Origin of the sequence: Niastella koreensis GR20-10, from assembly GCF_000246855.1 — a bacterium.
In the GTDB taxonomy this organism is placed as follows: domain Bacteria; phylum Bacteroidota; class Bacteroidia; order Chitinophagales; family Chitinophagaceae; genus Niastella; species Niastella koreensis.
In genome coordinates this window covers 7,496,775-7,521,875 of the sequence record NC_016609.1, presented here as the reverse complement: position 1 = coordinate 7,521,875, position 25,101 = coordinate 7,496,775, and the positions used below count along the sequence as shown (strand labels likewise).

Below are 25,101 nucleotides of genomic sequence, written 5' to 3'. Positions count from 1 at the left end.
AGACTGGTGGCTGTTTTCGCATTTGACGCTTTTGTTTGGCATGGTATGCAGTTTGCGATTAATGTTGTAATCCCTTAAAACTGCCTATTATGAAAACCCTTATTGCTTTAGGTGCAACTAACATTCTTTTAGGATTCACTTCATTTGCGTTAAGTAAACATGTTGTTAGATCAACTGCTGCATTTAATATTCAGACGAATGTGAATGATAAAAGAATTACAAGATATCCCATAGAAAACCATCATACAACAATTGCCCCACAGAAAGAATTAGCTACCCCGGTAAAAATTAAAAAAAAGACACCAGTTCCCAGGATAAAAATAAAGACCCCGGTGTTATTACCTGCAGTGGTTGATTCTTTGCAGGAAGAAACCGGCTTAGACGATTATAATTATATGCAATTAATGGATAAAGCGGAGAAGCTGCAAGCATATGCTATAGAGCATGGTTATAGTACAGAGTATGGATTCCTGGTTAATATGGGCATGAAGTCAGGAAAGAAAAGATTTTTTGTTGTTAATCTGTCATCGCTGGTTTTAATGGAGCGAGGCATAATGGCTGGAAGTAAATGTACTTCGACTGGAATGTATAAGATAGATTGCACTGATTCTTCTTATAAGATGATTGGGGTACAGCCGGGTAACAGTAGTACCTGTAAAAACGGTATGGTATTGCAGGCAATGAATACTATTCCGGAAGAGGAGGTTGATTATGCGGTCGTTCAAAGTAAAGGCTGTCCAACATTGTCTCCTGCTGTCTTTAATGAGGTCAGCACGATCATTTATAAAAACGAAAAGCCGGTATTGATGTGGATCTTTGATACGGAGAAAGAAAGCGAAATGGTGAATGGTAATTAATAAAAAAGCGCCCCGTGTTTGGCGGGACGCTTTTATTATTGGCAATAGTTAATGCCCTAGTTTAATCAGCGTGAAGGTTTGTTTACTGTTCCCTTGTTTAACCTGTAAATAATAAATGCCTGGTACATACCTGTCGCCCAGGAAAAATAAGCCGGTAGCCGGTAATCCACTCCTGGTTTCAATCAATGTACCCGAGTTATCAGTTACAGCAATGCTGAGTGCTTTGGGTGAAGTGCTCAGCGTCATAATGATAAACTGGCCGGGAGAAGGGTTCGGGAATGCCTTCACGGTTAGGATGCCATCATCTTCACCAGGCAGGTTCGAGATAGTAACAATGGTAGAACCGGCGCTTGTATTGCCTGCGCTATCGGTAGCGGCGATGGCAATTGTATAGATCCTGTCTTTTGTAAGATGCGACTTTTCTGCACGCAGTTTAACATGATGCGCATCTACCACTATATAATCGGGTTCAAAATTATTAGCAGCTGGCTCATTACTGGTAACAGTTAATGAAGCAGAAACCGGACCGCAATTATCAGTAAATGTATAGTCGATGGTAACATCGCGCATGCTATGATTCGGTGGCCATAAGGTGGCTGGTGTAGCGGTGATGCTTGTGATCAGCGGCGCTTCATGGTCAACCGTTCTTACATGGAATGAACAGGTGTCGGCATTACCCGATGCATCTGTTGCAATAATAGTTATCAATGTATCCTTCTGACCGTTTATGATACTACCAGCTGCCGGCGCCTGCGTGATGATAACAGGCGATGATGCCTGAACGGTTACCTGCGAAGTGAAATCGGGCAATGTTATCGAGCAGGTTGAATTCAATACCAACATGGTATCTCCGGGACAGGCAATAGCTGGTGGCAAAGTGGATACGTTGTTGGAGGCGCCGCTTTCGTTATGAAACCGGTCAGTAGTTGTGACCACGTAATAATAGGTGCTATCAGGTACAATTGTGGTGTCAGTAAAAGCGGTTGTATCGTTGGTGGTGATGTACAGCATATTTTCGGCCAGGCTGGTATCAACCACCGGGTTGGTAGAACGATAAATCACGAATTGCCAGGCCTTGTTCAATTCATCACCGGCAATGGGTTTGGTCCAGTTTAGTACAACAGAATCGTTACCATATTTAACTGCTGTTACATTAACCGGTTTATCGGGAGCGATGTTATCGCGCCAGGGCATGTTGGGCAGCAAAGCCGGTTTGTTATAAAAGAACAACCGCAATGAATCGCGGAAACCAAGTTTGGTAGTGCTGCGCAGACTACTGGTATTATAAACCGCTTCGCCATAGACATTGGGCAGCGACCGGTTCATTCTTACTTCATTCGGGATCATGGAAGGGTTGGCCCAGTTAACGCCCTGTGCGGGATCGTTTACTTTATATCCCGCCATTCCGATATAAATATGACGGCCATAAGCATTGTTATTCCACCAGGGAACCACCACTCCATAGTTAGCGCCGGGTTGCCCGATGTACCAATAAACCTGTGGGCACAGATAATCGATCCAGCCCATTTGTAACCATTTACGAGTATCGGCATATAAAGAAGTATAATGCTCCAAACCGCTGGTAGCGGAACCGATATCGGGATTGGTGCTGTTGCGATAAATGCCGGAAGGCGATACCCCAAACTTCACCCAGGGTTTTATGGTTTTAATACTGTCGTACACCCGCTCAATCAGCAGGTTTACATTGTCCCGACGCCAGTCGGCCCGCACGGTAATGCCACGGGGATCGGCATTATAAGAGGAATCATCGTTGAAAGGCGCTGTCCCTGCTGCCGGCGGAGAAGGATAAAAATAATCATCGAAATGAATGCCGTCCACATCATAACGATGTACAATATCTGTGATAACACGGGTAACATAATCCCGAACTGCCGGGATTCCCGGGTCCAGGATGCGCAGGGTTCCCTGGCTTAACTGCCACTCAGGATGCGTTTTAGTAACGTGGTTAGCGGCAAAGTTGGGAATGTTGTTTGAGTTGCCTGCGGAGCGGTAAGGATTTAACCAGGCGTGAAACTCGATGCCGCGTTTGTGGCATTCTTCAATGGCGAATTGCATAGGGTCCCAGAGCGGGTCGGGCGCTTTGCCCTGTGTGCCTGTAAGATCGGCAGACCAGGGCTCGATTCTACTGGCATACATAGCATCGCACTGACTGCGAACCTGGATGAACAGAGCGGTGATGCCGGTAGCTTTGTGGTGATCGAGGATGGTAAGTAAGGCGGCCCGTTGCTGGGCAGGCGTTTGGGAGCGATTGGGCCAGTCGATATTGGTATAAGTGGCTATCCAGGCGCCCCTGAATTCCCGTTTTGGTGCATGTTGGGCCAGGGCCTCTATGCATAGCATACAGGCCAGATAAACAGTTAGTAAATTCTTCATGGTTGGTATTTTTAGCAGGTATAGTCGAATTTACTTGGTATGTTGCAAAAGATTGCGATATTTCAGGACTTTATAGCCGCAAAAACCCGCACCAGGCCTGCATTTAATGATTACATCATAATACAGACTACCTTTGCAGGGAAGCAATCGATTGTGTGGGGACAAAAAACGGCAACCCCTACCTGTAAAAAGAATAAGGAAACAGAATAATATGAACCGGAAGAAAATAGATGTGGATGTGGTGAAGGACGTGCTGGAAGCATTGCTTATTGCACAGCCGCATTCTACATTTGTGCAAAGCCTGTATCAACAATACCAGGAGCGTGGAGGATTAAGCAAAAAACAACTGGAAGGTATATATAACAAATCGCAGAAGGTAAAAAGCATTCCGGTTGCCAAACTGGCCACGCTGGAAGCGATGATCCTGAAACGGCCCACCCGGTATAAATCAGCGCCGCCGCCACCCAAACCCATGTACGAGAAAGACGAACGGGTTGGTAAGCTCATGGAAGCCATCCTGGCAAAATACCCCGAGCACAAACGGGTTGTTTTTTTGAAATCCAAATACGACAATAACGAAACGCTCACGCCGGCTGAAGTGTTGGATGTAGAGCGTTTTTTTAAAGCATTGAAGTAGAAATGGACCCTTAGTGCAGACGAAGAACCTACTTAACTTTCCTCATCAAAAAACAACTTATAGTATTTCTTCCCGCTCATTTCATCAACACCTTTCTCTATAAGATCGCGGCGGCCATGGATGTAGATGTGAAAGTTTTTATCGAGTTTTAGTACGGTTTTGAATGCCCGTTGTTGTTGTTTTACTGCCGATACGTGAATGGCAAACTCGTCCTGGATCTCAAAGTTGCGGGCCGATTCAAAGTTCTTTTTATAATCCATGAAGGTATCAACCACTTCCTGGTGGTGAATAACCTCATTGGTAAACTCATCGATGCTGAAATTCTCCTTGGTTTTAAAGTATTCCATGGAGCGGTTCAACATATCTATCTGATCGCTTTTAGATACATCGAATTTCTCAGGATATTCATTGGTGATAAAACTCTTGCAGAGGCTGAGGTATTTATCTGTATTGTGATAGTCATCAGCATAAGGTGTTACCTGTAAAAAATCGGTAACCCAGTATTGCGCATCGTTTTGTTTATTGGTAGCATCAACCACACTTACTTTAAATCCTTCGTTGGTGTTGGTGTGAAAGATCAGGCAGCCTTTATCGAGTTTATTGATGTTCACGCCTTCTTCCTGGATCACTTCCCAGCTTGGGCCGTGTTGAAATACTTTCAGAAAGGTTTCTTTGGTTTCTGACTTGAAAATGCCAACTGCCCGGATGAAATCACCTTCATAAGGAACATTATCGAACTTCACTACATACAACTCGCCTTCTTTTACTTTTACGTGAGTTGATTTGCTGTACAGGAATTGCGCCAGTAAAGCAGATTGCTCAATGAAACTTTCCCTTTCTTCGAAGATCTTACGGACGAAAGTGTACACCTCGTTCATATTTACATCGCTGAGGTGAGTAAAGTGAAAAGACTCATTTTCATTAAATGGTCCCAGGAAGTATTTGGTAAGCAGGCCTCGTACCATTTCATCGTTCAGCGTTAGTGGATTAGCGGAAAGCTTTAGCTCCTCACCCCGGGAAGGGTTACCCACTTTATGAACGATAACCTGTTCCAGCTGTACACTATCAATTCCGGTCATAACCTGTTTTTGAGGCCGCGAAGATAAGGTTGGGGAGCTACGGAAATTGACAATTTTGCCGGGTGGGTACCGGATGTTGATAATTTTTAACCTGCAACGGATGCGGCTGGTGAATTGTCAGGCAGGAAAACCCTATATATGAAATTTTGCCTGGGAACTGTTGATTGCCATTTCAGTGTTTATAACTGCCTGTAAAAAAGACCATGACGATGAGGACAAAGTACCGCCGGTAGAAAAGACAGGTTGAATAGAGCGGTTATACGTTAATAAGAACGATCCTATTATAAACAGCGCTGATGTGGCAGCCGCTAATAAGTTATTTGCCGATAATAACATTGACAACGGCAATTTCAGGTATACCAAGTACCATAGTGATTATAGCAAAGGCGTATATCTTTATTAACTCCTTTTTATTTAACATCGAAATCAATAACGATCCTTTCACTGCGGGGATGGCTTTGGCAGGTAAGAATATAACCGGCGGCTACTTCTTCCTGTTCCAGGGCGTAGTTGGTGTCCATATCAACCTTGCCTTCCAGTAATTTGGCTTTGCAGGTACTGCAAACGCCGCCTTTACAGGAGAAGGGAAGATCGGCACCCTGTTGCAGAGCAGCTTCCAGTACGGTTTCACCGTCGTATGGGAGATCGAAATCAAATGCAATGCCATCCAGCTTTACTGTAACCTTACTTTTGTCAGTAGCGCTTTCTTCATTTCTGCCTTCTGCCCGCTGCTTTCTGCCTTCGGTTTTCTCCCCGGGTGTGGTGAACAGTTCAAAGTGGATCTTCTTTTTATCAATACCCTGTTGCTCCAGCCAGCCCTTAGCTGTAAAGATCATTTGTTCGGGACCGCAAATAAAGATGTCATCCATACCTTGTACATCGATAAGCTTTTCGCTCAGCAGGGATAATTTCTCTTCGGTAATGCGGCCTGAATAAATAACCGCTTCGGTTTGTTCGCGGCTCAGCAAATAATGAATGGCCAGCCGGTTGATGTATTTATTCTTTAAAGCCTCGAGCTGTTCTTTAAAAATAATGCTGTTCCGGTGCTGATTGCCATATACCAGGGTAAACGAGCTGTTGGGCTCGGTTAACAGGGTGGTTTTTATGATGGAGATCACCGGGGTAATACCGCTGCCTGCGGCAACAGCGAGGTATTTCTTTTTATGAGCAGGATTGAGTTCGGTATAAAACGTGCCGGTGGGCGGCATCACTTCCACTACATCGCCCTTTTTGAGCATATTATTGGCCCAGCTGGAGAATTTACCATAAGGGGCTTTTTTAATGGCTACGCGTAATTCATTTTCGGCCGGACAACTACAAATAGAATAAGAACGGCGAACTTCTTCATTATTAATTACAGTACGTAAAGTGAGGTTTTGGCCATGTTTGAACAGGTACTCGTTTTTTAGATCATCAGGCACCTCAAATGCGATAGATACACAATCGGGCGTTTCTTTTCTGATATCAGCAATCGTCAATTGATGAAAATGAGTAGCCAAAAGGGCGAATTTTTAGTGAAAAACTATGCTTGTTTACGAAGACCATCAACCAGGATCTGCACCATATTATCTTCCAGTACTTCGCCGGCAATTTTCTTCTTACTGCGGTGCCAGCTTTCAATACCACTTACGGCATGCAGCATAATCAACACTGCGGTGGGTGCATCAATAGGTTTTATTTCTCCTTTGCGGATCCCTTCTTCAATAACCGAAGCAATGCGTTGCCGGTAGGCTCTGCGCTGGCTTTGCATATTGGATAAATAAGGATCGGTAAGGTGTTTCCATTCCCGGTCGCTTACATATACCTCTTCATAATTGTCCAGCATTTGCTTTATATGGAATCGAAGGATCTCCTGGATCTTTTCAATGGCTGTTTTATTGGGATTGGCGTCTACTTCCTCAATATGCGACATGAAATTGTTAGCCGTTTTAAAACAGATCTCCTGTAATATCTCGGCTTTTGAACTGATGTGGTTGTACAGGCTGGCGGCCTCTACGCCTACATGTTCGGCCAAGTCGCGCATGGAAGTAGCGCTGAAACCTTTTTCGCGAAACAGCTTGGCTGCTTTGGCGATAATTACGTCTTTACGTGTACCGTTTCTGTTCCTTTTAATTTTAGCCATATGAATCGGGGGTCAAAGATAATTAAAAGCTAACAATTGTTAGCGTAATTTACATGATTACGGGTAAAAAAATAAAATTAACCTGCTAACGGGTAACAGGCAATAACACTAAGTGGGCAGTAGTGCTGTAAGCGGGTCATAATCATGGCAGCCGTGGAACGGCTGCGGTAGTTAATGTAGTTGAGCGTTGTAAATATTAATACAAGTCGCCAGTGATCGAATGGTACAGATGGCGGCAAGTTAATAAATAGTCAGCCAAAACCGGCTGGTTGTTTCAACACATCCAAAATTTCGCGTAGGTTTGCACGCCGCAACACCCGCTTTCAGCCGGAAGCAGGCATTTGCAGCGCTTTCAACTGATTTCTTCATTAATAATTTAACTATCCGCCCCGCGCCGTCCGACAGGATGGGCTAAAGGGGTTAAAAATTAACTTATGTCTTTGATCGTTGTGGGCACCATGGCCTTTGATGCAATAGAAACGCCTTTTGCCAAAACTGACCTGATTGTGGGCGGATCCGCCACTTATGTAGCTTATGCCGCCAGTAACTTTGTTCAGCCTATTCAGCAGATCTCTATCGTGGGATTCGATTTCCCCAAAGATGAAATGCAGGAGCTGGAAAGAAGAGGGGTTACACTGGAAGGCGTTAAAGTAGTGCCCGACAAAAAATCATTCTTCTGGAGTGGCCGGTACCATATGGACATGAACAGCCGCGATACACTGATCACGGATCTGAATGTATTGCTGGACTTTGATCCTAAAGTACCGGAATCTTACCAAAGCGCAGAGTTCCTGATGCTGGGTAACCTCGATCCCAAGATCCAGATGAGCGTGATCAAACAAATGAAGACCCGTCCCAAGTTGATTGTGATGGATACCATGAACTTCTGGATGGAAGCCGCTATGCCTGAGCTGGAAGCCGTGCTGAAAGAAGTAGACGTGCTGATGCTGAATGACAGTGAAGCCCGCCAGTTAAGCGCCCAGTTCTCGCTGGTAAAAGCAGCCAAGGAAATTCTGAAAATGGGACCTAAATACCTGATCATTAAGAAAGGGGAACATGGCGCCCTGTTATTCCATGGTGACCAGGTGTTTTTTGCACCGGCCTTACCGCTTGAAGATGTATTTGACCCAACAGGCGCCGGCGATACTTTTGCCGGTGGATTTATCGGTCATATTGCCCGCACTAAAGACATCTCCTTCGATAATATGAAAACTGGTATTATTGTAGGATCGGCTATGGCTTCTTTCTGCGTAGAGAAATTTGGTCCTCAACGCCTGAAAGAGATCAACCGCGCCGACATCGATAACCGCATTCAACAATTCGTTGAGCTGGTGAATTTTGATATTGAACTTGTTTGAAGGACAGCCCCCGGAAATTAAATAGGAAACCCCTCCCATACATCGGGAGGGGTTTCTTTATTTTAAGGCCTCCTCGCCAGTGTAACAGTTTGTTTGAATTTCTTTTTCCTGCCCTGCCCGTTAAACAGTTCCGTTAATATTATATAGGTACCCATTGGCAGCTTATTCAATCTGTCGTCTAACCCATCCCAGCGAAAGCGGCCTTTGGTGGTTAATGTAGCGTTTTGAGCCAGGTGCCGAACTATTCGGCCATTGGTATCAAAGATGCGGATGTTGGCTACAAACCCGGGTTCAGCCAATTGATATTCGATCAATGCAAAATCATTGAACCCATCGTTATCAGGAGAAAAAACAGCGGGGCTTATAGCCACCTGTCCCTGTACCTGGGCATCGCCCATGAGCTGGGAGTTGGGATAACCCGGCGTGCCAAAACCCACCGTGGAAGCGGCTGACGACCAGTTCGATTTATCCTGCGTTGGCTGGTTGTAATTGATTCGCTCCAGCGCAATGCCTTCTTCATCATTGATCAGTCCAAAGTGCCAGCTGTGATCATATTGCAGCTCATCAACAATGGCGCCTTGCATATTTACCAATACAACGGTGCCTTTATCATCGGGCATAGAGGGAAGATCAGGCACCTCTATAATTAAAGAAGGATCTTTAATAAGGTATTGCTGTTGCAGCCACAGCTTGTTTTCAGTGAGCACCCGGTATTCGCCAGGGAATAACAACCAGGAAGTTGCACATACCGGTGAAATACCTGTTAACTGATGTGTGCCATTGCGGGTGGCCAGGTATAATTGTTTCAGATCGATGACCCGGTTACTGCGGTTATAAATTTCTACATAATCGAAGCCATCAGGTGGCGGGTTGAAAAGGATCTCATTAATCACTACCGCCATGCTATCGGCAATAACCGGTAAACCTGTTTTGGCGGTGTTCAGTTGATTGATAGCATTACCAGCGCAATCTTTAACATTGTTAACGGTTAATTCATAAACCAGCTGGTTATTCAGTGGCGCTGGCAGCTTTAACACAACTTCGGTGCACAATGGCATAATCACACTGGCAGATGCAGGATGCGCAATGCCGTTATTAATGGTGTAGTTTCCGGGAGATGCTGCCGATGCACTATCTATTGGTTCTTCAAACATTGCCGAGATGGTAAGGCTGTCAATTGTGGTGGTCCTTGCCAGGGCAGGTGGCTGGTCGTCCTTGTTATTATCATCTACTGCATTCTTTTTACCAGGTGTACCACCCTGGATACTGGTGCTGGCTTTCCAGTTATTGATGCCTGCACAGGGATTCCTGGAATCTATCATCTCCAGCGACCAGCCACCATCGCTTTTAACGGCATTCTGGTACCAGCTGGTGTTGTAACCAACGGCATGTACAAGTCTGCCATCGGTAGCATACAGGGCAATAACATCAGCATCATTATTAAGAGAAGGGAAATTGCTTACACCAATAGTGGCACCATAGGGTGCAAAACTGGTTACTGCACTGGTGGGACAAATAATAACAAAGCTGTCCGGCTTTAAAATAAAGCTGCTAGATATGGTAGCAGTAGTACTTCCATCGCTCAATTTCCAGTTACGAAGATTAAATGCGGTGGAAGAAACGTTTCTCAGTTCAATAAATTCCGCGTTGGGTAATTGAACCGGTGGCGTGGGATCGGGCAGTAATTCATCAATTACCACCTCGAAACGATTGGGCAATTGTGCAATAGAGCCTGCTGCACATAGCAGAAAGGTCAAAGCAGTTAAACAGCGTTGGAATACAGATAGTATCATGGTTATAACTTGATTTAATACTATCTAAACAGAGCCGGGCCAAAAGCAGATAAATGTATTGGATATTAATGGTATAAGTCGTTTGTTGTCGTTTAACATTATTGGAGGCTAAAAATTAAATTTGGGCATCCAACAAATGCGAACTAATTTTGGCCTTCGAAATGCAAATGATAAAGAAATATACAAAGACTACCAAGACAAGCTCCATACACGGGGAAGGTTAAGGACTACTTTGTATACCAACATATTCAGGAGCCTTCCCCAAAAACGGGAAGGCTTTTTTTATTTTAACACTCTTACCTGAAAAGGGAGTGTTCAACCAAAAAACAAAACAAAAGGAGCAAAACATGAAAGTTGCGGTTGTAGGTGCCACCGGTTTAGTGGGTACCAAAATGTTACAGGTATTGGCCGAGCGTAATTTCCCGGTTACAGAATTGTTACCCGTAGCCTCTGAAAAGTCTGTAGGTAAGGAAGTTGAATACAAAGGAAAGAAGTTCAAGGTAGTTAGCATGACAGATGCTATTGCCGCAAAACCTGCTGTAGCCTTGTTTTCAGCTGGTGGCAGCACCTCCCTGGAGTGGGCGCCTAAATTTGCTGAAGCCGGCATTACAGTTATCGATAACTCTTCGGCCTGGCGTATGGACCCTACCAAAAAGCTGGTAGTGCCTGAAGTAAATGCACATGTATTGAGTGCGGCCGACAAGATCATTGCCAACCCCAACTGCTCCACCATTCAAATGGTAGTGGCTTTGCAACCTTTGCATAAAAAATATAACATCAACCGTATTGTTGTATCTACCTACCAGAGTGTTACCGGTACTGGTAAAAAAGCGGTTGACCAGCTGATGGGCGAACGTCAGAAAGCTGTGAAAAGCGCCAATGGTGAATACCCAATGGCTTATAAATACCCCATTGACCTGAACGTTATTCCCCAAATCGACGTTTTCCTCGATAATGGCTATACGAAAGAGGAGATGAAAATGGTGAACGAAACCAAGAAGATCATGGGCGATGATGCCATTCGCGTAACTGCTACTACTGTTCGTATTCCGGTTATGGGCGGGCATAGCGAAAGCGTGAACGTGGAGTTCTCTAAAGACTATGAACTGGGCGAAGTAAAACAACTGTTACAAACTGCCCCTGGTGTGGTGGTGGTTGATGACCCTGCTAACCAACAATACCCCATGCCAATGGATGCGCATGAAAAAGACGAAGTGTTTGTAGGTAGATTGCGCCGGGATGAAACCCAGCCTAATACCCTGAACATGTGGATCGTTAGCGATAACCTGCGTAAGGGGGCTGCTACCAATGCGGTTCAGATTGCCGAGTACCTGATGGGGAAAGGGTTGTTGAAATAATGAATACTGAATATCGAATGTCGAAGTAGTCTTTACTTCGACATTCGTCATTTAACATTCGTTATTCGACATTGTCCAGGGCGCGATTGATAAACTGGACCATCGGCTGCAGCGTTTCAAAAGCCACGAGTGTTTTTTTTACAAGGTCTTTAACGGTGAGCTCTGCATCTTTCACCGATTGCATGGCGATCCAGCTTTTGAGTTTTAAATATTCAGCAGCAGGATTGTCTTTTTCAAACCCCTGGGGTACGCGGCTTAACCCGATGCCTTCCTCTTTATACAAGTTGCCATATATGGTGGTGAACTTCTTTGATTGCACGACCTTCTTAAACTCATCGTAACAATAGTCAATTTCCTGCCGAACCTTCTTCATTTCCGATGGCATGGGCATCCAGATGCCGCCGCCTACAAAGCTTTGGCCCGGTTCAAGGTGAAAATAATAACCGGCAAAGATGGATTTACGGCCGCCGCGGTTGATGCTGGCGCCCATATTATTCTTGTAAGGCGATTTGTCCTTTGAGAAGCGTACGTCGCGGTTAATGCGGAACATGCATTTTTTAGCTTCCTGTTCGCGGATGGTATCGTCTTTTAACCCATGTTTGTCGATAACAACCTGGATAAACGTTTCAAAGTCTTTTTTGGCGTCTTCGTATTGTTTCCGGTGTGCATCGAACCAGGGCTTGTTATTGTTCTTGGAGAGGTCTTTAAGAAACTTTAATGTGGAGGATTGTAGCATTTATCAAAGGTAAGAAAAAGGCAAAAGGCAAAGGGCAAAAGGCAAAAGGCAAAAGGCAAAAGGCAAAAGGCAAAGGGCAAAAGGCAAAAGGCAAAAGGCAAAAGGCAAAAGGCAAAAGGCAAAAGGCAAAAGGCAAAAGGCAAAAGGCAAAAGGCAAAAGGCAAAAGGCAAAAGGCAAAAGGCAAAAGGCAAAAGGCAAAAGGCAAAAGGCAAAAGGCAAAAGGCAAAAGGCAAAAGGCAAAAGGCAAAAGGCAAAAGGCAAAAGGCAAAAGGCAAAGAACTTCGGGCGGCGCAAGATCGGTTATTAATTTCAAATATAGCGAGCCAACTCACCACTGACCACTCACAACTCACCATATACCCCAAAAAAATAAGTGGTGTGAAAGCTAGCCTTTACAATCACACCACTTATTTTCTGCATCAATTACCGGGCATTATTTGATCCGGCCCCAGTTTTCACCACTTTTAATGCGGTACATGGTCATCTCAGAGACGCCAAATTTTTCCGCTAATTTTTTAATGGTGATCTTCCGGTTCTTGTCTGCGAGGATCTTTTTAATGCCTTGAACCTGTTTCGCATTCAGCTTCAAGCCTTCGGTTCTGTTTGCCTGCACTTTTTTGTAGGCAATTTTTGCGGGGCTGTGTTGCTGATGTTCAATCATTTCTTCAAGTGTAGCCCATTTCAGGTTCTTCACTGCGTTGTCAAGCTTATTGTGATTGATGTGAATCACATACTTGTTTTTAAGTGAAGCTTTTTTCAGAAATAATCGGGCAATCTCACGGTGAATGTACAGCGTACCGTTGTTGCCTGGACGATGGAGGTTCAGAGTTCTGTAACCGGTAGTCAAAGAACCCTGAAGGAGCTTGCCGTCTTCAACAACGTCTTCTGTGTAGCTGGCTATGCGTCCCATGGAGGATAACGCATACTTTTTACGGAGGTGTTTCCAGCCTGGAAACTGTAGTGGTTTCCACACCTCGTTGGGGAGTTTTTTTATCATCGCCTTTTCCTTTTGGCTAAAGTTACAAAAAAACAAATGTGAAATTCAAACAATTGATAAGAATCATATCAATGATGTATAAGGGACAGGAATTCGGCTTCGGTTATAATCTTGATTGAGGTTATCTTTTTGGCTTTTTCGAGCTTACTTCCCGCCTCTTCTCCCGCTACCAGATAGGTTAAATTGGCGCTAACACTGCTCAGGAGCTTGCCTCCGTTAGATTCAACCATGGCTTCGGCATCACTTCGCTTGAGCGTGGGCAAGGTGCCCGTAAATAAAAACGTTTGACCGCTCAGGTTGCCTCCTGTTACCAGGTCCTTTTTGTCATTTTTCAGCCTCAGGCCCAGCTGTTCAAGCTTTTGCAGGGTTGCTATGTTGTCCAGATTTTGGAAAAACTGATGTACGCTGCCAGCCACTTTGGGCCCTACATCCTCAAGGTTCTGAAGTTCTTCGAGGGTATAATCCTTTAAGTCCAACAAATGCTTAACTGCATGGGCAAGCGTTTTTGCGGTTGTTTCTCCTACATAACGGATACCCAGGCCAAAGATAAGCCGGTGTAAGGGCTGGGCTTTGGATGTTTCGATGGCAGTTTGCAGGTTGGTAATACTTTTCTTGCCAAACCCTTCTAACGTCCCTATCTTATCAAATGGCAGCTCGTATATGCCTGGTACATCTTTAAGAAAACCCAACGAGAAGAACTTACGAATGTTTGCTTCGCCAAGTCCCCTGATGTCCATAGCGTCCTTGGCGGTAAAGTGAATGATGCGTTCCACCACCTGGGCTTCACAGTTGATGTTGCTGCAACGCCAAACAGCCTCTTCTTCGGGCTTTTCAAGCTTATCGCCACATACCGGGCAATGGGTAGGAAAAACGATCTTTTGTTCTGTACCATTCCTAAGTTCGGGGAGAGATTTCACAATATAGGGGATAACATCACCAGCCCGTTCAACCAGCACAGTGTCGCCTATCATCAGGTCCTTGTCTTTGATCACCTCTTCGTTAAATAATGATATAGAACCCACTGTAACCCCACCAATAGGTACAGGATCGATCTTGGCAACAGGTGTAACCGAACCGGTTCGGCCAACCTGGAATTCAACTGCCCTTAACTTACTGGTAGCCTGCCGTGCCTTGAATTTATAAGCAATGGCCCAACGGGGATGATGGGTGGTCATGCCCAGCAGCTCCTGCTGATGTATATCGTTCACTTTTATCACCATACCGTCTATCTCATAAGGCAGATCGTCGCGTTGTTGTTCAAATTCATGACAATAGGCAACAACAGCGTCTATGCCCTTCAGCACTTTCTTTTCCTTTACGGGGCTGCGGAAGCCAAGCTCCCATAACATAGTCAAACAACCGCTGTGGCTGTTCACGATAGGGTCCACTTCTTTGCCGGGTAACTGGGTATAATGGCTGATCTGGTATAAAAAGGCTTCCAGGTTTCGCTTACTCACTTCCTTTGGGTCTTTTATGCGCAAAGTGCCGGCTGCTGCATTGCGTGGGTTGGCCAGTGGCGGCAGGTTTTGTTCGGCCAGCGCATCGTTATACTTCTTGAAGTTTTGCTTGCTCATTAACACTTCTCCCCTGATCTCTATCTGTTCAAGACCATACTTTGAGATGGCTGCCGATAAAGGAATAGACCTGATCTGTTTTATATTGGTAGTAATATCATCGCCCTGTACGCCGTTACCCCGGGTGGCACCACGCGTCAGCATGTCGTTTTCAAAGATGAGGGAAATACTGGCCCCGTCGAACTTGGGTTCAACACAATACTCCAGCACATCTACTTTGGCCAGTTCCCTTGCCCGGCGATCGAAGTCAATAAGATCATCGGCATTATAGGAATTATCGAGCGATAACATAGGTACCAGGTGCGATACCGTTGGAAATTCTTTGGTAAGCTCTTTGGCTACCCGCTGGGTTGGCGAATCGGGGGTGCGTAAAGAAGGGTTCTCCTTTTCCAACTTTTCGAGTGCCTTATATAGTTGGTCGTATTCAAAGTCGGCAATCAACGGATCATTCAGGATATAATACCGATGTTCATGAAAACGCAATACATCCCGCAGGGTCTCAATGTCCTTGTCGGTTATATGACCTTGCGAGTTCTTTTCCATTAAACCGGTAGTCAGCTTCTGCAAAGCTTTTGTTTGGTCGGGAGAATACATAAGTATGTTATTACTGTTTTAAGCGAAGTTAAATCAATGCCCTGTTTTATTGGCCGCACCTTTAGTCACCCATTTGGCCTTCTCGATCTTGATAAATATCAATTACTGAACGCACCTCAACCGGCAAAATAACCCCTTTTATTCAAAAAAAGACCCTTGCACCATAGCCTTAATAGTTATAAAACTAATTAACAGGCAAGGAGTTGCAGCCCAGTCGGGGTTTTATAAACAGGTACGGTATTTGAAACATGATGATGGTCAAAAAGTGGAGGAAAAAATTAACATACGTTCGGGAGTGAAACAATCAATATATCTTTACACAATGATATGAAACCGGCTTACAGGCCCGTCCCGTTTGATTTTGCAGCAGACAATATGATTGCGTGCCAATGGACTTACCTACCGGTTACTTGTAATTTGCTAAAATTTTTCAAACCAGCCTGTTACTATTCATGACAGGTTTTATTGTTAATATCATCTATTTCTTAACCCTGACAATCTGCTAATAGCCATGGGAACAGCATTACAAAGAACCATTCATCAATTACGCTCTGAAGACCGTGAGTTTTTTCAGATCGCTATCTCCGTTGACTGTGTAATATTTGGTTTCGATAAGAACGAACTGAAAGTATTACTCATTAAATCAGACCTGGAAGAGTTTAATAACCAGTGGTCATTATTGGGCGACCTGGTAAGCCCCGATGAAAACCTCGACACCGCCTCTTACCGCGTACTGAAACATCGTACTGGTCTCGATGATGTGTATCTTGAACAGGTTTATACTTTTGGTGAGGTAAGCCGGCACCCAGCCGGGCGTGTTATCAGCACCGCCTATTACTCGCTCATTAACATCAAGGACCACCAGCCCATGCTCACAGACAATGAGTTACATTGGCATCCGGTAAACGAGATCAATAACCTGGCATTTGACCACAAGACTATCCTCGACACCTGTTTGGAAAGGCTGCAGTCAAAAATTGAAGAACATCCCATTGTTTTCAATTTGTTACCTGAAAAGTTCTCCCTCCGCGAATTACAAAATCTGTATGAAGCCATCCTTGGCGTAAAAATGGACCGCCGTAATTTCAGAAAGAAGTTCTTCTTGATGAACTGGTTGGAGGATATGAACGAGCTGGAACAGGATGTTCCGCACCGGCCGGGCAAACTCTATCGTTTTAATGCATCCCGCTTCTCTAACGGTAAGAAAACCCAGACTCCTGTGCCTGTATTATAGCGTAAGTTTGGCATAATATAATTATCCTTCAATATTTAAATGCTGCATAATATGCAGCATTTTTTTGTTGTGACTGTCTAATTAAAAGAGAGTCACACTAATCTTACCGTTAAATCCGATACATGCACGTCAGTGTCCCTGGCTATGTTGTTGGATTACAGCTTCTTGTATTAAGGCAGTATTCTGTAGCAATCAACTTTGTGAAAGCGTTGACTGGCGTGGGTTTTATTTTTTTGAGTCTAAGAAATTAAGTATAATTGTGTATAGGTCACACATTGGTATCATTGTTTCTTAACCAATAACTACTTCTATTATGCCCTCAAAACGATTGCTAAAGGCAGTACTGCCTTTACTGACTGTCATGTATTCTCTCACGCTCTATTCTCAAACAAAACAAATTACTGGTAGTATTAAAGACAGCAAGGGAGTCGGCATTGCCGGCGCTTCTGTCGTTATAAAAGGTGCCAAAGGAGGCACCACTACCAATGCCGAAGGTATCTTCAGGCTGGCGGTGCCTGAAGCCACCAAAACCCTAACCGTTAGTGCCGTTGGCTTTACAGCAACCGATGTAGACGTTTCATCGATGAATGCTGTTGACGTTAAGCTGGAAGAAAGCAACAACAGTTTGAACGAAGTGGTGGTGGTAGGTTATGGTACTGCCCGGAAAAGGGATTTAACGGGTTCGGTTGCATCAGTAACTGCCAAGGAGTTTAACAAAGGGCAGATCAATACGCCCGAACAGCTGTTGCAGGGTAAGGTTCCCGGCTTGCAAATAACCAACAGTACCGGTCAGCCAGGCGGCGTTGTTGTTGTAAAGATCAGGGGTAATAACTCCATTCGCGCCGGTAATACACCTTTATATGTAGTAGATGGCTTTATGCTCGACGGACGTACGCCAAGGCCTAATTATGCCCCCTCAGGTGTAGGCACAACGCCCGCAAGTGACCCGCTTACCTTTATTAATCCCAATGAAATTTCCGATGTACAGGTATTGAAAGATGCTTCGGCTTGTGCAATTTATGGTTCCCGCGGGGCCAATGGCGTAATATTAATAACCACCAAAAAAGGAGCCATAGGGCCCGGAAAGCTTGAAGCCAATGCCGCCATTGGTTTTAGCGATGAAATGCGCAAAATTGATGTGCTGGATGCAGGTGGTTACCGGGCAGCTATTGCAAAATACGGAGCACCCAATTCCGATTCTGGCGCCAATATCAATCCATTTAAAGAAATCCTTCGCCACGGGCTTACTCAAAACTATTCTGTGGCCTTAAGCGGAGGAAATGATAATGGTAAATACAGGGCGTCTTTTTTCGCCAGCGATGTGGATGGTATAGTATTAAAGAGCAATCTTAAAAAGTATGTAGGGAATTTTAATGGTCAATATAAGTTCCTCGACAAGCGATTAAGTATTGATTTTAATACAACAGTTGCCAATGTGGGTGAACATGTAGCGCCTATTTCGCAGGATGCCGGTAGTAACGGTACTCTTATTTCACTGGCCCTGATCTGGAACCCAACGCTGCCACTGAAACACAGTGACGGAACATATAACCAGGCAAACCCGAGCGGACAGGTTAATCCGCTTGCTATCTCAGACGCCTATACAGATATTGTTAATCTGAATACCCTGTTAGGTAATGTAAACGCCGCCTATAAGATCACCGACTGGCTAGAATACCGGCTTTTGTATGGCTTGAACTATGGTACTGGTAACCGCAAAGCTGAAATACAAGGCTGGATAAAAGGTACCGGCGGTAATGCAGATGGCGCAGGAGCAGCGGCAGTATTAAACAGTTACCTGTTCTCACAAACACTTACGCATACTTTAAATTTCAATAAAGATATCACAAGCAAATTGTCGTTAAATGCCGTTGCGGGATATGAATACTGGAAGTCGCAATGGTGGGGAAGCACCACATCAGTGTCTGGCTTTAACTACAATTTGTCACAAACGAACCGGGTGCCTGTTCATTATTATGATAATATGGATGATGGTAACAAAGCTAATCTTCTTACAGGTTCATTCAGGGACCCAACAGTTGAAATTCAAAGCTACTTCGGCCGCGCTATCTTAAACTGGAGCAGCAAGTATATACTTACCGGTACCTTCAGGGCCGATGGTTCAAGTAAATTTGGTAAGGATAACAAGTATGCCTACTTCCCTTCTTTAGCAGCCGCCTGGGTAGTTTCGGATGAAGACTTTATGAAACGCTTCAAATTTATCAATACCCTAAAACTCAGACTTGGCTATGGACAAACGGGTAACCAGGAATTTCCTGCCGATGCCTCTCTCGATTCTTACCGTTATTCCAGCTTTGGTTCAATAACCACCAATCACTTCGGAAACAGCGGCCTCAAGTGGGAAACCGTTGAGTCGTACAACGCCGGTATTGACTTTTCTATACTGGGCAACAGGTTAAATGGTACCATAGATTATTTTTATAAAAAGACAAAAGACCCGATCTTCCTGGCAGTGGTACCGCAACCTACAGGTGTAGGCGGAGTTCAATACAAGAACCTGTTTGGCGCTTATGTAAGGAACAATGGTGTTGAGGTTGGGTTGTGGGGCGATATCATTATCGGGAAAGACTTTAACTGGAGCGCAACCGGTAACGTTACATTTGTAAAGAACCGGTTTATATTCCCGGCAGCGGGTACTGCACCGCTGGCATTGACTGGTGGTTTACATGGCCAGGGAACTTCAGGCGCCTATGCCGAGGCTATTGCACATAACCAGCCGCTCGACGTATATTATTTAAGGCAGTTTCAGGGATATGATAAAGATGGTATTGGCGTATATACTACAGCACCCAATTATGTAGCTGATCCCAATCCCAGCGCTTATGTTGGCTTCTCTACCGATCTTTCTTATAAGAAATGGAGCCTGAACCTGGGTACACATGGTTCATTCGGTAACAAGTTGTATAACAATACAGCTATGAGCGTGCTGAATATTTCCAACATAATTGGTGGAAGAAATATTGCTTCTGGCCTGGTAACAACCAGCGAAAGCCCGGCTAACCCCATCACCACTTCTACCCGCTTCCTTGAAAGCGGTAACTATTTCAAATTGCACAGCGCATCCCTGAGGTATACGTTTGGTAACCTGGGCAAATCGCTCAAAAACTTTAGTATAAATGTCACAGCCAATAATGTGTTTGTAATATCAAAGTATAAAGGATTCGATCCGGAAGTGAATGTTGATAAAGCATTGAATGGAATTCCATCATTGGGTATCGATTACATTGGCTATCCCACACAAAGAACATTTTTATTTGGGGTAAGCTTTACTTTATAACAGTCACGACAAAACTTAATCATTATGACACTTCGATATAAATATATATTCACTGCCGGCCTGGTTCTTTCACTGGGTTGTACCAAGCTGGATCAGTCATTAAACGATAGTTTTTCCACACCTGGCGGCACAGGCAATTCAGATGTGGCTGCCCTGTTAACGGGCGCGTATAATAGTATGAATGGGCTCATGCATGCGCAGGACCAATTGTTTTCACTGCAGGAAACCACCACCGACGAAGCATTGATACCGGTGCGCGGTGGCGACTGGGATGACAATGGTGTTTGGCGGGTGCTGCATGCACACCAGTGGACAACCATTCACACCCAGATTAAAAGCGTATATAATGGCCTTGGGCAATTGGAAAGCGGCGCTATTACCGTACTCGCTTTTAATCCCAATGCCACCCAACGGGCCGAAGCTTTGTTCCTTCGTTCCCTCGCACAGTTCTATTTTCTCGATCTGTACGGACAGGTGCCTTACAGACCGGTTGCTGAATACAATTCCATTGGCCCCTCTCCGGTAATGACGCCGGCACAGGCGGTTGATACATTAACAACTGTATTGAGAAGTATTATTCCGCAATTGCCCGCTTCCAATTCGCCTTACAGGGCCAGTCCGGATGCAGCCCGCTTTTTGCTGATGAAGGTGTTGTTGAACAAAGGCGCTTTCCTGAACAAACAGCAACCTACATTTGACAATGCAGATATGCAGGAAGTAATCAGCCTGGGAAATGCTATCATTACAAGTGGAAAATACAGCCTTACCCCTAATTACTTCGATAATTTCGGTCCTACGAACTCAACCGCGTCAGGAGAGATGATCCTGGCCTGGCCAAACACCGGTGCCGCCTCATCGAACGGCATTAACAGTGGCGATATCCGGGCCCGCTGGATGATGACCCTGCACTATAATTCCTGGGATAAGAACAATACATTTGGAAGCGCCGGCTGGAATGGATTTACTACTGTAGCTGATTTTTATAATACATTCGGTGCAGCTGATAACAGAAAAGGCGGCGTAGCTTATCCCGGCGTAACCGATCAGTCAGGATTAAAACCCGGTCTGGTTGTAGGCCCCCAAATAAACGAAGCTGGACAGCCTATAAAAGACCGGCAGGGTAATCCTTTGTCATTTACCACGGATGTTAATTTAATTGAAGTTGATAAAAAAAGACTGGAAGTGGCAGGTATCCGGGTAATAAAGTATCCACCTGATTATTCTGCTTATGCTTCCGGAAATCAAAAGAACCAATTACAGATCTTCCGGTATGCAGATGTGATATTGTTGGTGGCCGAAGCCAAATTACGGCAATCATCGCCAGATGTGGCAGGAGCTTTGGCGCTGGTAAACCCGTTAAGGGCTACCCGCGGAGCTACCCCGTTGGTTACAATAAGCCTGGTAAATCCATCTAACGTATATGATCCCAATACTTTGCTGGCGGAAAGAGGCCGGGAACTGTATTTTGAAAGCTGGCGCCGGCAGGACCTCATCCGTTTTGGCGTATTTCTGAAACAATGGGCGTTAAAAGAGGCAGACCCCGATCCACAACGGAACCTACTGTTCCCCATTGCACCAGACGAATTACTGGCTAATCCTAATTTGAAACAAAATCCGGGATACGGCGAATAATTATAATACTTAAATTTATTGTATACGCAAAGGTCATTATTCAATAATGACCTTTGTTCTTTCAGGAGCCCTAAAGTACGCACTCATTATATTTAATTTTATTAATATCCGGATGCATTTGAAAAGATTGCTTAGCTGTTTGTTCCTTCTGGCTGTTTGTTATTCCTGTAACAACAAAAAAGAGGCGACCTCAACCCTGTTTGAACTGGTTGAAAACTCCGGCATCGATTTCAATAACCAGGTAGTTGACCAGGAATATGATAACAGTTTTTTGTTCCGCAATTTTTATAATGGCGGCGGGGTGGCTATTGGCGATATCAATAACGATGGCCTGGCCGATGTACTGCTTACCTCTAACATGGATGAAAACAAGCTATACCTGAATAAAGGCAATTTTAGATTTGAAGATATTACTGCTAAAAGCGGCATGAAACAGGACAGCATGTGGAGCACCGGCGCCGTAATGGTGGATATTAATAACGATGGCTGGCTCGATATGTATGTTTGCAACTCCGGGCACATGAAGAACGGCAACCGGCGAAACAAGCTTTATATCAATAACCATAATCTCACTTTTACTGAAGCTGCTGACAAATACGGACTGGCCATATCCGCCTACACCACCCAGGTTTCTTTTTTTGATTATGACCTCGATGGCGACCTGGATTGTTTTATGATCGATAACAGCCCAATGCCGGTGAATACGCTGGGATATACCAACCGGCGAGACCTGCCGGCCAAAGACTGGCCGGTGGCCGATTTTGTAAAAGATGGTGGCGACCACCTGTACCGGAACGACAATGGCCATTTTACGCAGGTAGATAAAGAAGCAGGCATTCATGGCACGTTAATGAGTTTTGGCCTTGGCGTGTCCGTAGCAGACATCAATAATGATGGCTATCCTGATATTTACGTAGCCAACGATTCGTACGAGCGCGATTATTTATACATCAATCAACGTAATGGCACCTTTAAAGATGAAATGGAGCAATGTATGAAGCAGAACAGCTTTTCCTCCATGGGGGCCGATATAGCCGATATAAACAACGATGGGTATGCAGATATTTTTACCACCGATATGCTGCCCGATAATGATTACCGGTTAAAAACCCTTGGGGCCTTTGATAATATAGATCAGTATCGTAACAAATTGAAGATAGGGTTCTACCACCAGTACATGAAGAACTGCCTGCAGGTAAATAATGGCAATGGTACTTTTTCGGACGTTGCCAATTACAGCGGGGTGTGCGCCAGCGACTGGAGCTGGGGTGCCTTGTTATTCGATGCCGATAATGATGGGCTGAATGACATTTATGTATGCAATGGCGTTAACCGCGACGTGACCGATCTGGACTTCATGGATTTCTTTGCCAATGATGTAATTCAGAAGATGGTATTAACGGGCAGGAAAGAAAAAGTAAATGAAGTGCTGGAACATATTCCTAAAACCCCGGTTATTAATAAAGCATTCAGAAATTTGGGCAACCTGCAGTTTGCCGATGTAAGCAAGGCCTGGGGATTTACCCAGCCTTCTTTTTCAAATGGGGCTGCATACGCGGATCTTGACAATGACGGTGATCTGGACCTTGTTATCAATAATATTAATGGGCCTGCTTTTATTTATAAGAACCGCGCCAGCCAACAGAATGCCAATCATCATATTAGTGTTTTGCTGAAAGAAAGCGATCAGAATACATACGCCATAGGAAGCAAAATAACCGTACATGCAGGCGGTTCCATTATTACCCGCGAAGTAATACCAAGCCGGGGGTTTCAGTCGTCGATGGATTATAAACAGGTGATTGGGTTGGGAAAAACATCTGTAATAGATTCCATGGTAATTATGTGGCCCGACCGTTCAAAAGAAACTATTGTACATCCTGCTATTGATACAACGCTGGTATTGGCTAAAGCCAATACGACCAGGGGGGCACTACCGGATACACTTCAAAACAATTCGCTTTTGTTTTCCCTGGCGCCCGGTTCATTTGAAAAACATGTGGAAGATGACTATGTAGATTTCTATTACGAAAGAAATATTCCCGAAATGCTTTCCCGTGAAGGGCCTAAAGTAGCCACTGCCGATGTAAATGGCGATGGACTTATAGATCTGTATATCGGCGGCACAAAAGACCATCCTGGTCAATTGTATATACAGCAAAAAAACGGCGCATTTATAAAAAAGCAGGTACCGGTATTTATGCAGTTCAAAGATTTTGAAGACGAGGCGGTATTGTTTTTCGACTGCGATAACGATGGCGATATTGATTTATTTATAGGTCCGGGTGGAAACAATTCTCCGCTTTATAGCCGTGAAATGCAATGCCGGTTATTGAAAAACGATGGTAAGGGTAATTTCACCCTCGATGCGGCCGCCTTTAAAAGCAATGGCATGAATTCGGGGGTAGCCGTTGCCAATGATTTTGACCACGATGGCGACCTCGATCTGTTTGTAGGCAGCCGAAGCACACCCCGCAATTACGGAGTAGCGCCTGAAAGCTACCTTTACCAGAATGATGGTCAGGGGCACTTCACTGATATTGCCAAAACAAAGAACTCCGATATTGCCGGTATTGGCATGGTAACGGGTGCTGTGTGGGCCGATGTAGCGGGCGATACCAGTAAAGAGTTAATAATAACAGGTGAATGGATGGCGCCCCGGATCTTTTCTTTCAACGGCGATCATTTTATAGAAGTAAAAAGCCGTCTGGGCGAAATATATGGCTTGTGGCAAACTATTGTGGCTGCCGATATAAATCATGATGGCAAAACCGATCTGGTGTTAGGAAATGTAGGCGATAATTTTTATCTGCATCCCGATGCTGCCAATCCTGTTAAATTGTGGATCAATGATTTTAACAGCAATGGGTCCGAAGATAAAATACTTACCCGCACTGTGGACAACCGGGATGTGCCGGTATTCCTGAAACGCGAAATGCAGGATGAAATTCCTTCTATTAAAAAAGAGAACCTGAAGCATAAGGACTATGCAAAAAAATCTATCCAGGAATTGTTTTCCAAAGAAATGATCGATAAAAGCAGCGTGAAATTGTTTAACTATACCAAATCATGTATAGCCATCAATAAAGGCAATGGACAGTTTACCATTCAGCCATTGCCCTACCAGGCGCAGTTGTCGGTAGTAAATGCCATAATAAGTACAGATGTAAACAAAGACGGGTTTCCTGACCTGGTGCTGGGTGGCAACAGATCTGGCTATCCGCCGCAGTTTGGAAAACTGGATGCCAGTTATGGCGATGTATTACTTAATAATGGCAAAGGCAGCTTCACGTGGTTACCGGCCAGGCTATCGGGCTTGCTGGTTGACGGCGAAGTGCGCGACATTGCCCTGATACCTGGCACTGGCGTGAATTATGTGTTGTTTGCAAGAAACGACGATTACCCGGTTTTATACAGTATAAAAAAGTAAACAAGCG

17 protein-coding genes are annotated in these 25,101 nt (G+C 44.6%); 9 read left to right on the top strand and 8 right to left on the bottom strand.

Annotated elements, in window-relative coordinates:
* Nucleotides 1-89 precede the first annotated feature (89 nt).
* Entirely contained in the window at nucleotides 90-857 is a 768-nt protein-coding gene (locus NIAKO_RS29820) for a murein L,D-transpeptidase catalytic domain family protein (protein WP_014222192.1), read from the top strand.
* Nucleotides 858-905: 48 nt separating this feature from the next.
* On the opposite strand, the gene NIAKO_RS37310 is transcribed toward NIAKO_RS29820, so the two are convergent.
* Entirely contained in the window at nucleotides 906-3,251 is a 2,346-nt protein-coding gene (locus NIAKO_RS37310) for a family 10 glycosylhydrolase (RefSeq protein ID WP_014222191.1), read from the bottom strand.
* A 211-nt stretch (nucleotides 3,252-3,462) separates the two neighbouring features.
* Here NIAKO_RS37310 and NIAKO_RS29810 point away from each other — a divergent pair, with 211 nt between their 5' ends.
* A complete protein-coding gene (locus NIAKO_RS29810) occupies nucleotides 3,463-3,888 on the top strand; it encodes a hypothetical protein (protein ID WP_014222190.1) in 426 nt (141 codons plus the stop codon).
* Nucleotides 3,889-3,920: 32 nt separating this feature from the next.
* Here NIAKO_RS29810 and NIAKO_RS29805 read toward each other — a convergent pair whose 3' ends face one another.
* The 3 genes from NIAKO_RS29805 to NIAKO_RS29795 form a co-directional block, all read right to left on the bottom strand.
* Entirely contained in the window at nucleotides 3,921-4,967 is a 1,047-nt protein-coding gene (locus tag NIAKO_RS29805; protein ID WP_014222189.1) for a nucleoid-associated protein, read from the bottom strand.
* Nucleotides 4,968-5,377: 410 nt separating this feature from the next.
* A complete protein-coding gene (gene paaE / locus NIAKO_RS29800) occupies nucleotides 5,378-6,466 on the bottom strand; it encodes a 1,2-phenylacetyl-CoA epoxidase subunit PaaE (protein WP_014222188.1) in 1,089 nt (362 codons plus the stop codon).
* A 23-nt stretch (nucleotides 6,467-6,489) separates the two neighbouring features.
* Nucleotides 6,490-7,089 carry a TetR/AcrR family transcriptional regulator gene (locus NIAKO_RS29795; protein WP_014222187.1) on the bottom strand — a complete coding sequence of 200 codons (600 nt, stop codon included), beginning with the start codon at nucleotides 7,087-7,089 and terminating at the stop codon, nucleotides 6,490-6,492.
* 434 nt (nucleotides 7,090-7,523) lie between these two features.
* On the opposite strand from NIAKO_RS29795, the gene NIAKO_RS29790 reads away from it, so the two are divergent.
* Entirely contained in the window at nucleotides 7,524-8,447 is a 924-nt protein-coding gene (locus tag NIAKO_RS29790; RefSeq protein ID WP_014222186.1) for a PfkB family carbohydrate kinase, read from the top strand.
* A gap of 62 nt (nucleotides 8,448-8,509) precedes the next feature.
* Here the strand turns inward: NIAKO_RS29790 and NIAKO_RS29785 are convergent, their stop codons facing one another.
* Nucleotides 8,510-10,240, bottom strand: a complete 1,731-nt coding sequence (locus NIAKO_RS29785; RefSeq protein ID WP_081195926.1) for a lamin tail domain-containing protein — start codon at nucleotides 10,238-10,240, stop codon at nucleotides 8,510-8,512.
* 347 nt (nucleotides 10,241-10,587) lie between these two features.
* On the opposite strand from NIAKO_RS29785, the gene NIAKO_RS29780 reads away from it, so the two are divergent.
* Nucleotides 10,588-11,598 carry an aspartate-semialdehyde dehydrogenase gene (locus NIAKO_RS29780; RefSeq protein ID WP_014222184.1) on the top strand — a complete coding sequence of 337 codons (1,011 nt, stop codon included), beginning with the start codon at nucleotides 10,588-10,590 and terminating at the stop codon, nucleotides 11,596-11,598.
* A gap of 61 nt (nucleotides 11,599-11,659) precedes the next feature.
* Here NIAKO_RS29780 and NIAKO_RS29775 read toward each other — a convergent pair whose 3' ends face one another.
* Nucleotides 11,660-12,334 carry a DUF2461 domain-containing protein gene (locus tag NIAKO_RS29775; protein ID WP_014222183.1) on the bottom strand — a complete coding sequence of 225 codons (675 nt, stop codon included), beginning with the start codon at nucleotides 12,332-12,334 and terminating at the stop codon, nucleotides 11,660-11,662.
* On the opposite strand from NIAKO_RS29775, the gene NIAKO_RS38795 reads away from it, so the two are divergent.
* Nucleotides 12,316-12,642, top strand: a complete 327-nt coding sequence (locus NIAKO_RS38795; RefSeq protein ID WP_155966944.1) for a 6-phosphofructokinase — start codon at nucleotides 12,316-12,318, stop codon at nucleotides 12,640-12,642. The genes NIAKO_RS29775 and NIAKO_RS38795 overlap by 19 nt on opposite strands.
* A 126-nt stretch (nucleotides 12,643-12,768) precedes the next feature.
* Here the strand turns inward: NIAKO_RS38795 and NIAKO_RS29770 are convergent, their stop codons facing one another.
* Together NIAKO_RS29770 and ligA are read right to left on the bottom strand one after the other, a co-directional pair.
* Nucleotides 12,769-13,332 (bottom strand): NUMOD4 domain-containing protein, encoded by a 564-nt coding sequence (locus tag NIAKO_RS29770; RefSeq protein WP_014222182.1) that lies wholly within the window; start codon nucleotides 13,330-13,332, stop codon nucleotides 12,769-12,771.
* Between the two features lie 68 nt (nucleotides 13,333-13,400).
* Nucleotides 13,401-15,500 carry an NAD-dependent DNA ligase LigA gene (gene ligA / locus NIAKO_RS29765; RefSeq protein WP_014222181.1) on the bottom strand — a complete coding sequence of 700 codons (2,100 nt, stop codon included), beginning with the start codon at nucleotides 15,498-15,500 and terminating at the stop codon, nucleotides 13,401-13,403.
* Nucleotides 15,501-16,011: 511 nt separating this feature from the next.
* On the opposite strand from ligA, the gene NIAKO_RS29760 reads away from it, so the two are divergent.
* The 4 genes from NIAKO_RS29760 to NIAKO_RS29745 all read left to right on the top strand — a co-directional run bounded on the left by NIAKO_RS29760 (nucleotide 16,012) and on the right by NIAKO_RS29745 (nucleotide 25,094).
* The gene (locus NIAKO_RS29760; protein WP_014222180.1) at nucleotides 16,012-16,734 is read left to right on the top strand and encodes an NUDIX hydrolase; all 723 of its coding nucleotides are present in this window, start codon (nucleotides 16,012-16,014) and stop codon (nucleotides 16,732-16,734) included.
* 313 nt (nucleotides 16,735-17,047) lie between these two features.
* Nucleotides 17,048-20,032: a SusC/RagA family TonB-linked outer membrane protein gene (locus tag NIAKO_RS29755; protein WP_014222179.1), complete on the top strand. Its 2,985-nt coding sequence runs from the start codon at nucleotides 17,048-17,050 to the stop codon at nucleotides 20,030-20,032.
* Between the two features lie 24 nt (nucleotides 20,033-20,056).
* On the top strand, nucleotides 20,057-21,664 hold the full coding sequence (locus NIAKO_RS29750) for a RagB/SusD family nutrient uptake outer membrane protein (protein WP_014222178.1): 1,608 nt from the start codon (nucleotides 20,057-20,059) through the stop codon (nucleotides 21,662-21,664).
* A 112-nt stretch (nucleotides 21,665-21,776) separates the two neighbouring features.
* Nucleotides 21,777-25,094, top strand: coding sequence for a VCBS repeat-containing protein (locus NIAKO_RS29745; RefSeq protein WP_041349594.1), 3,318 nt, complete (start codon nucleotides 21,777-21,779; stop codon nucleotides 25,092-25,094).
* Nucleotides 25,095-25,101: the final 7 nt, after the last annotated feature.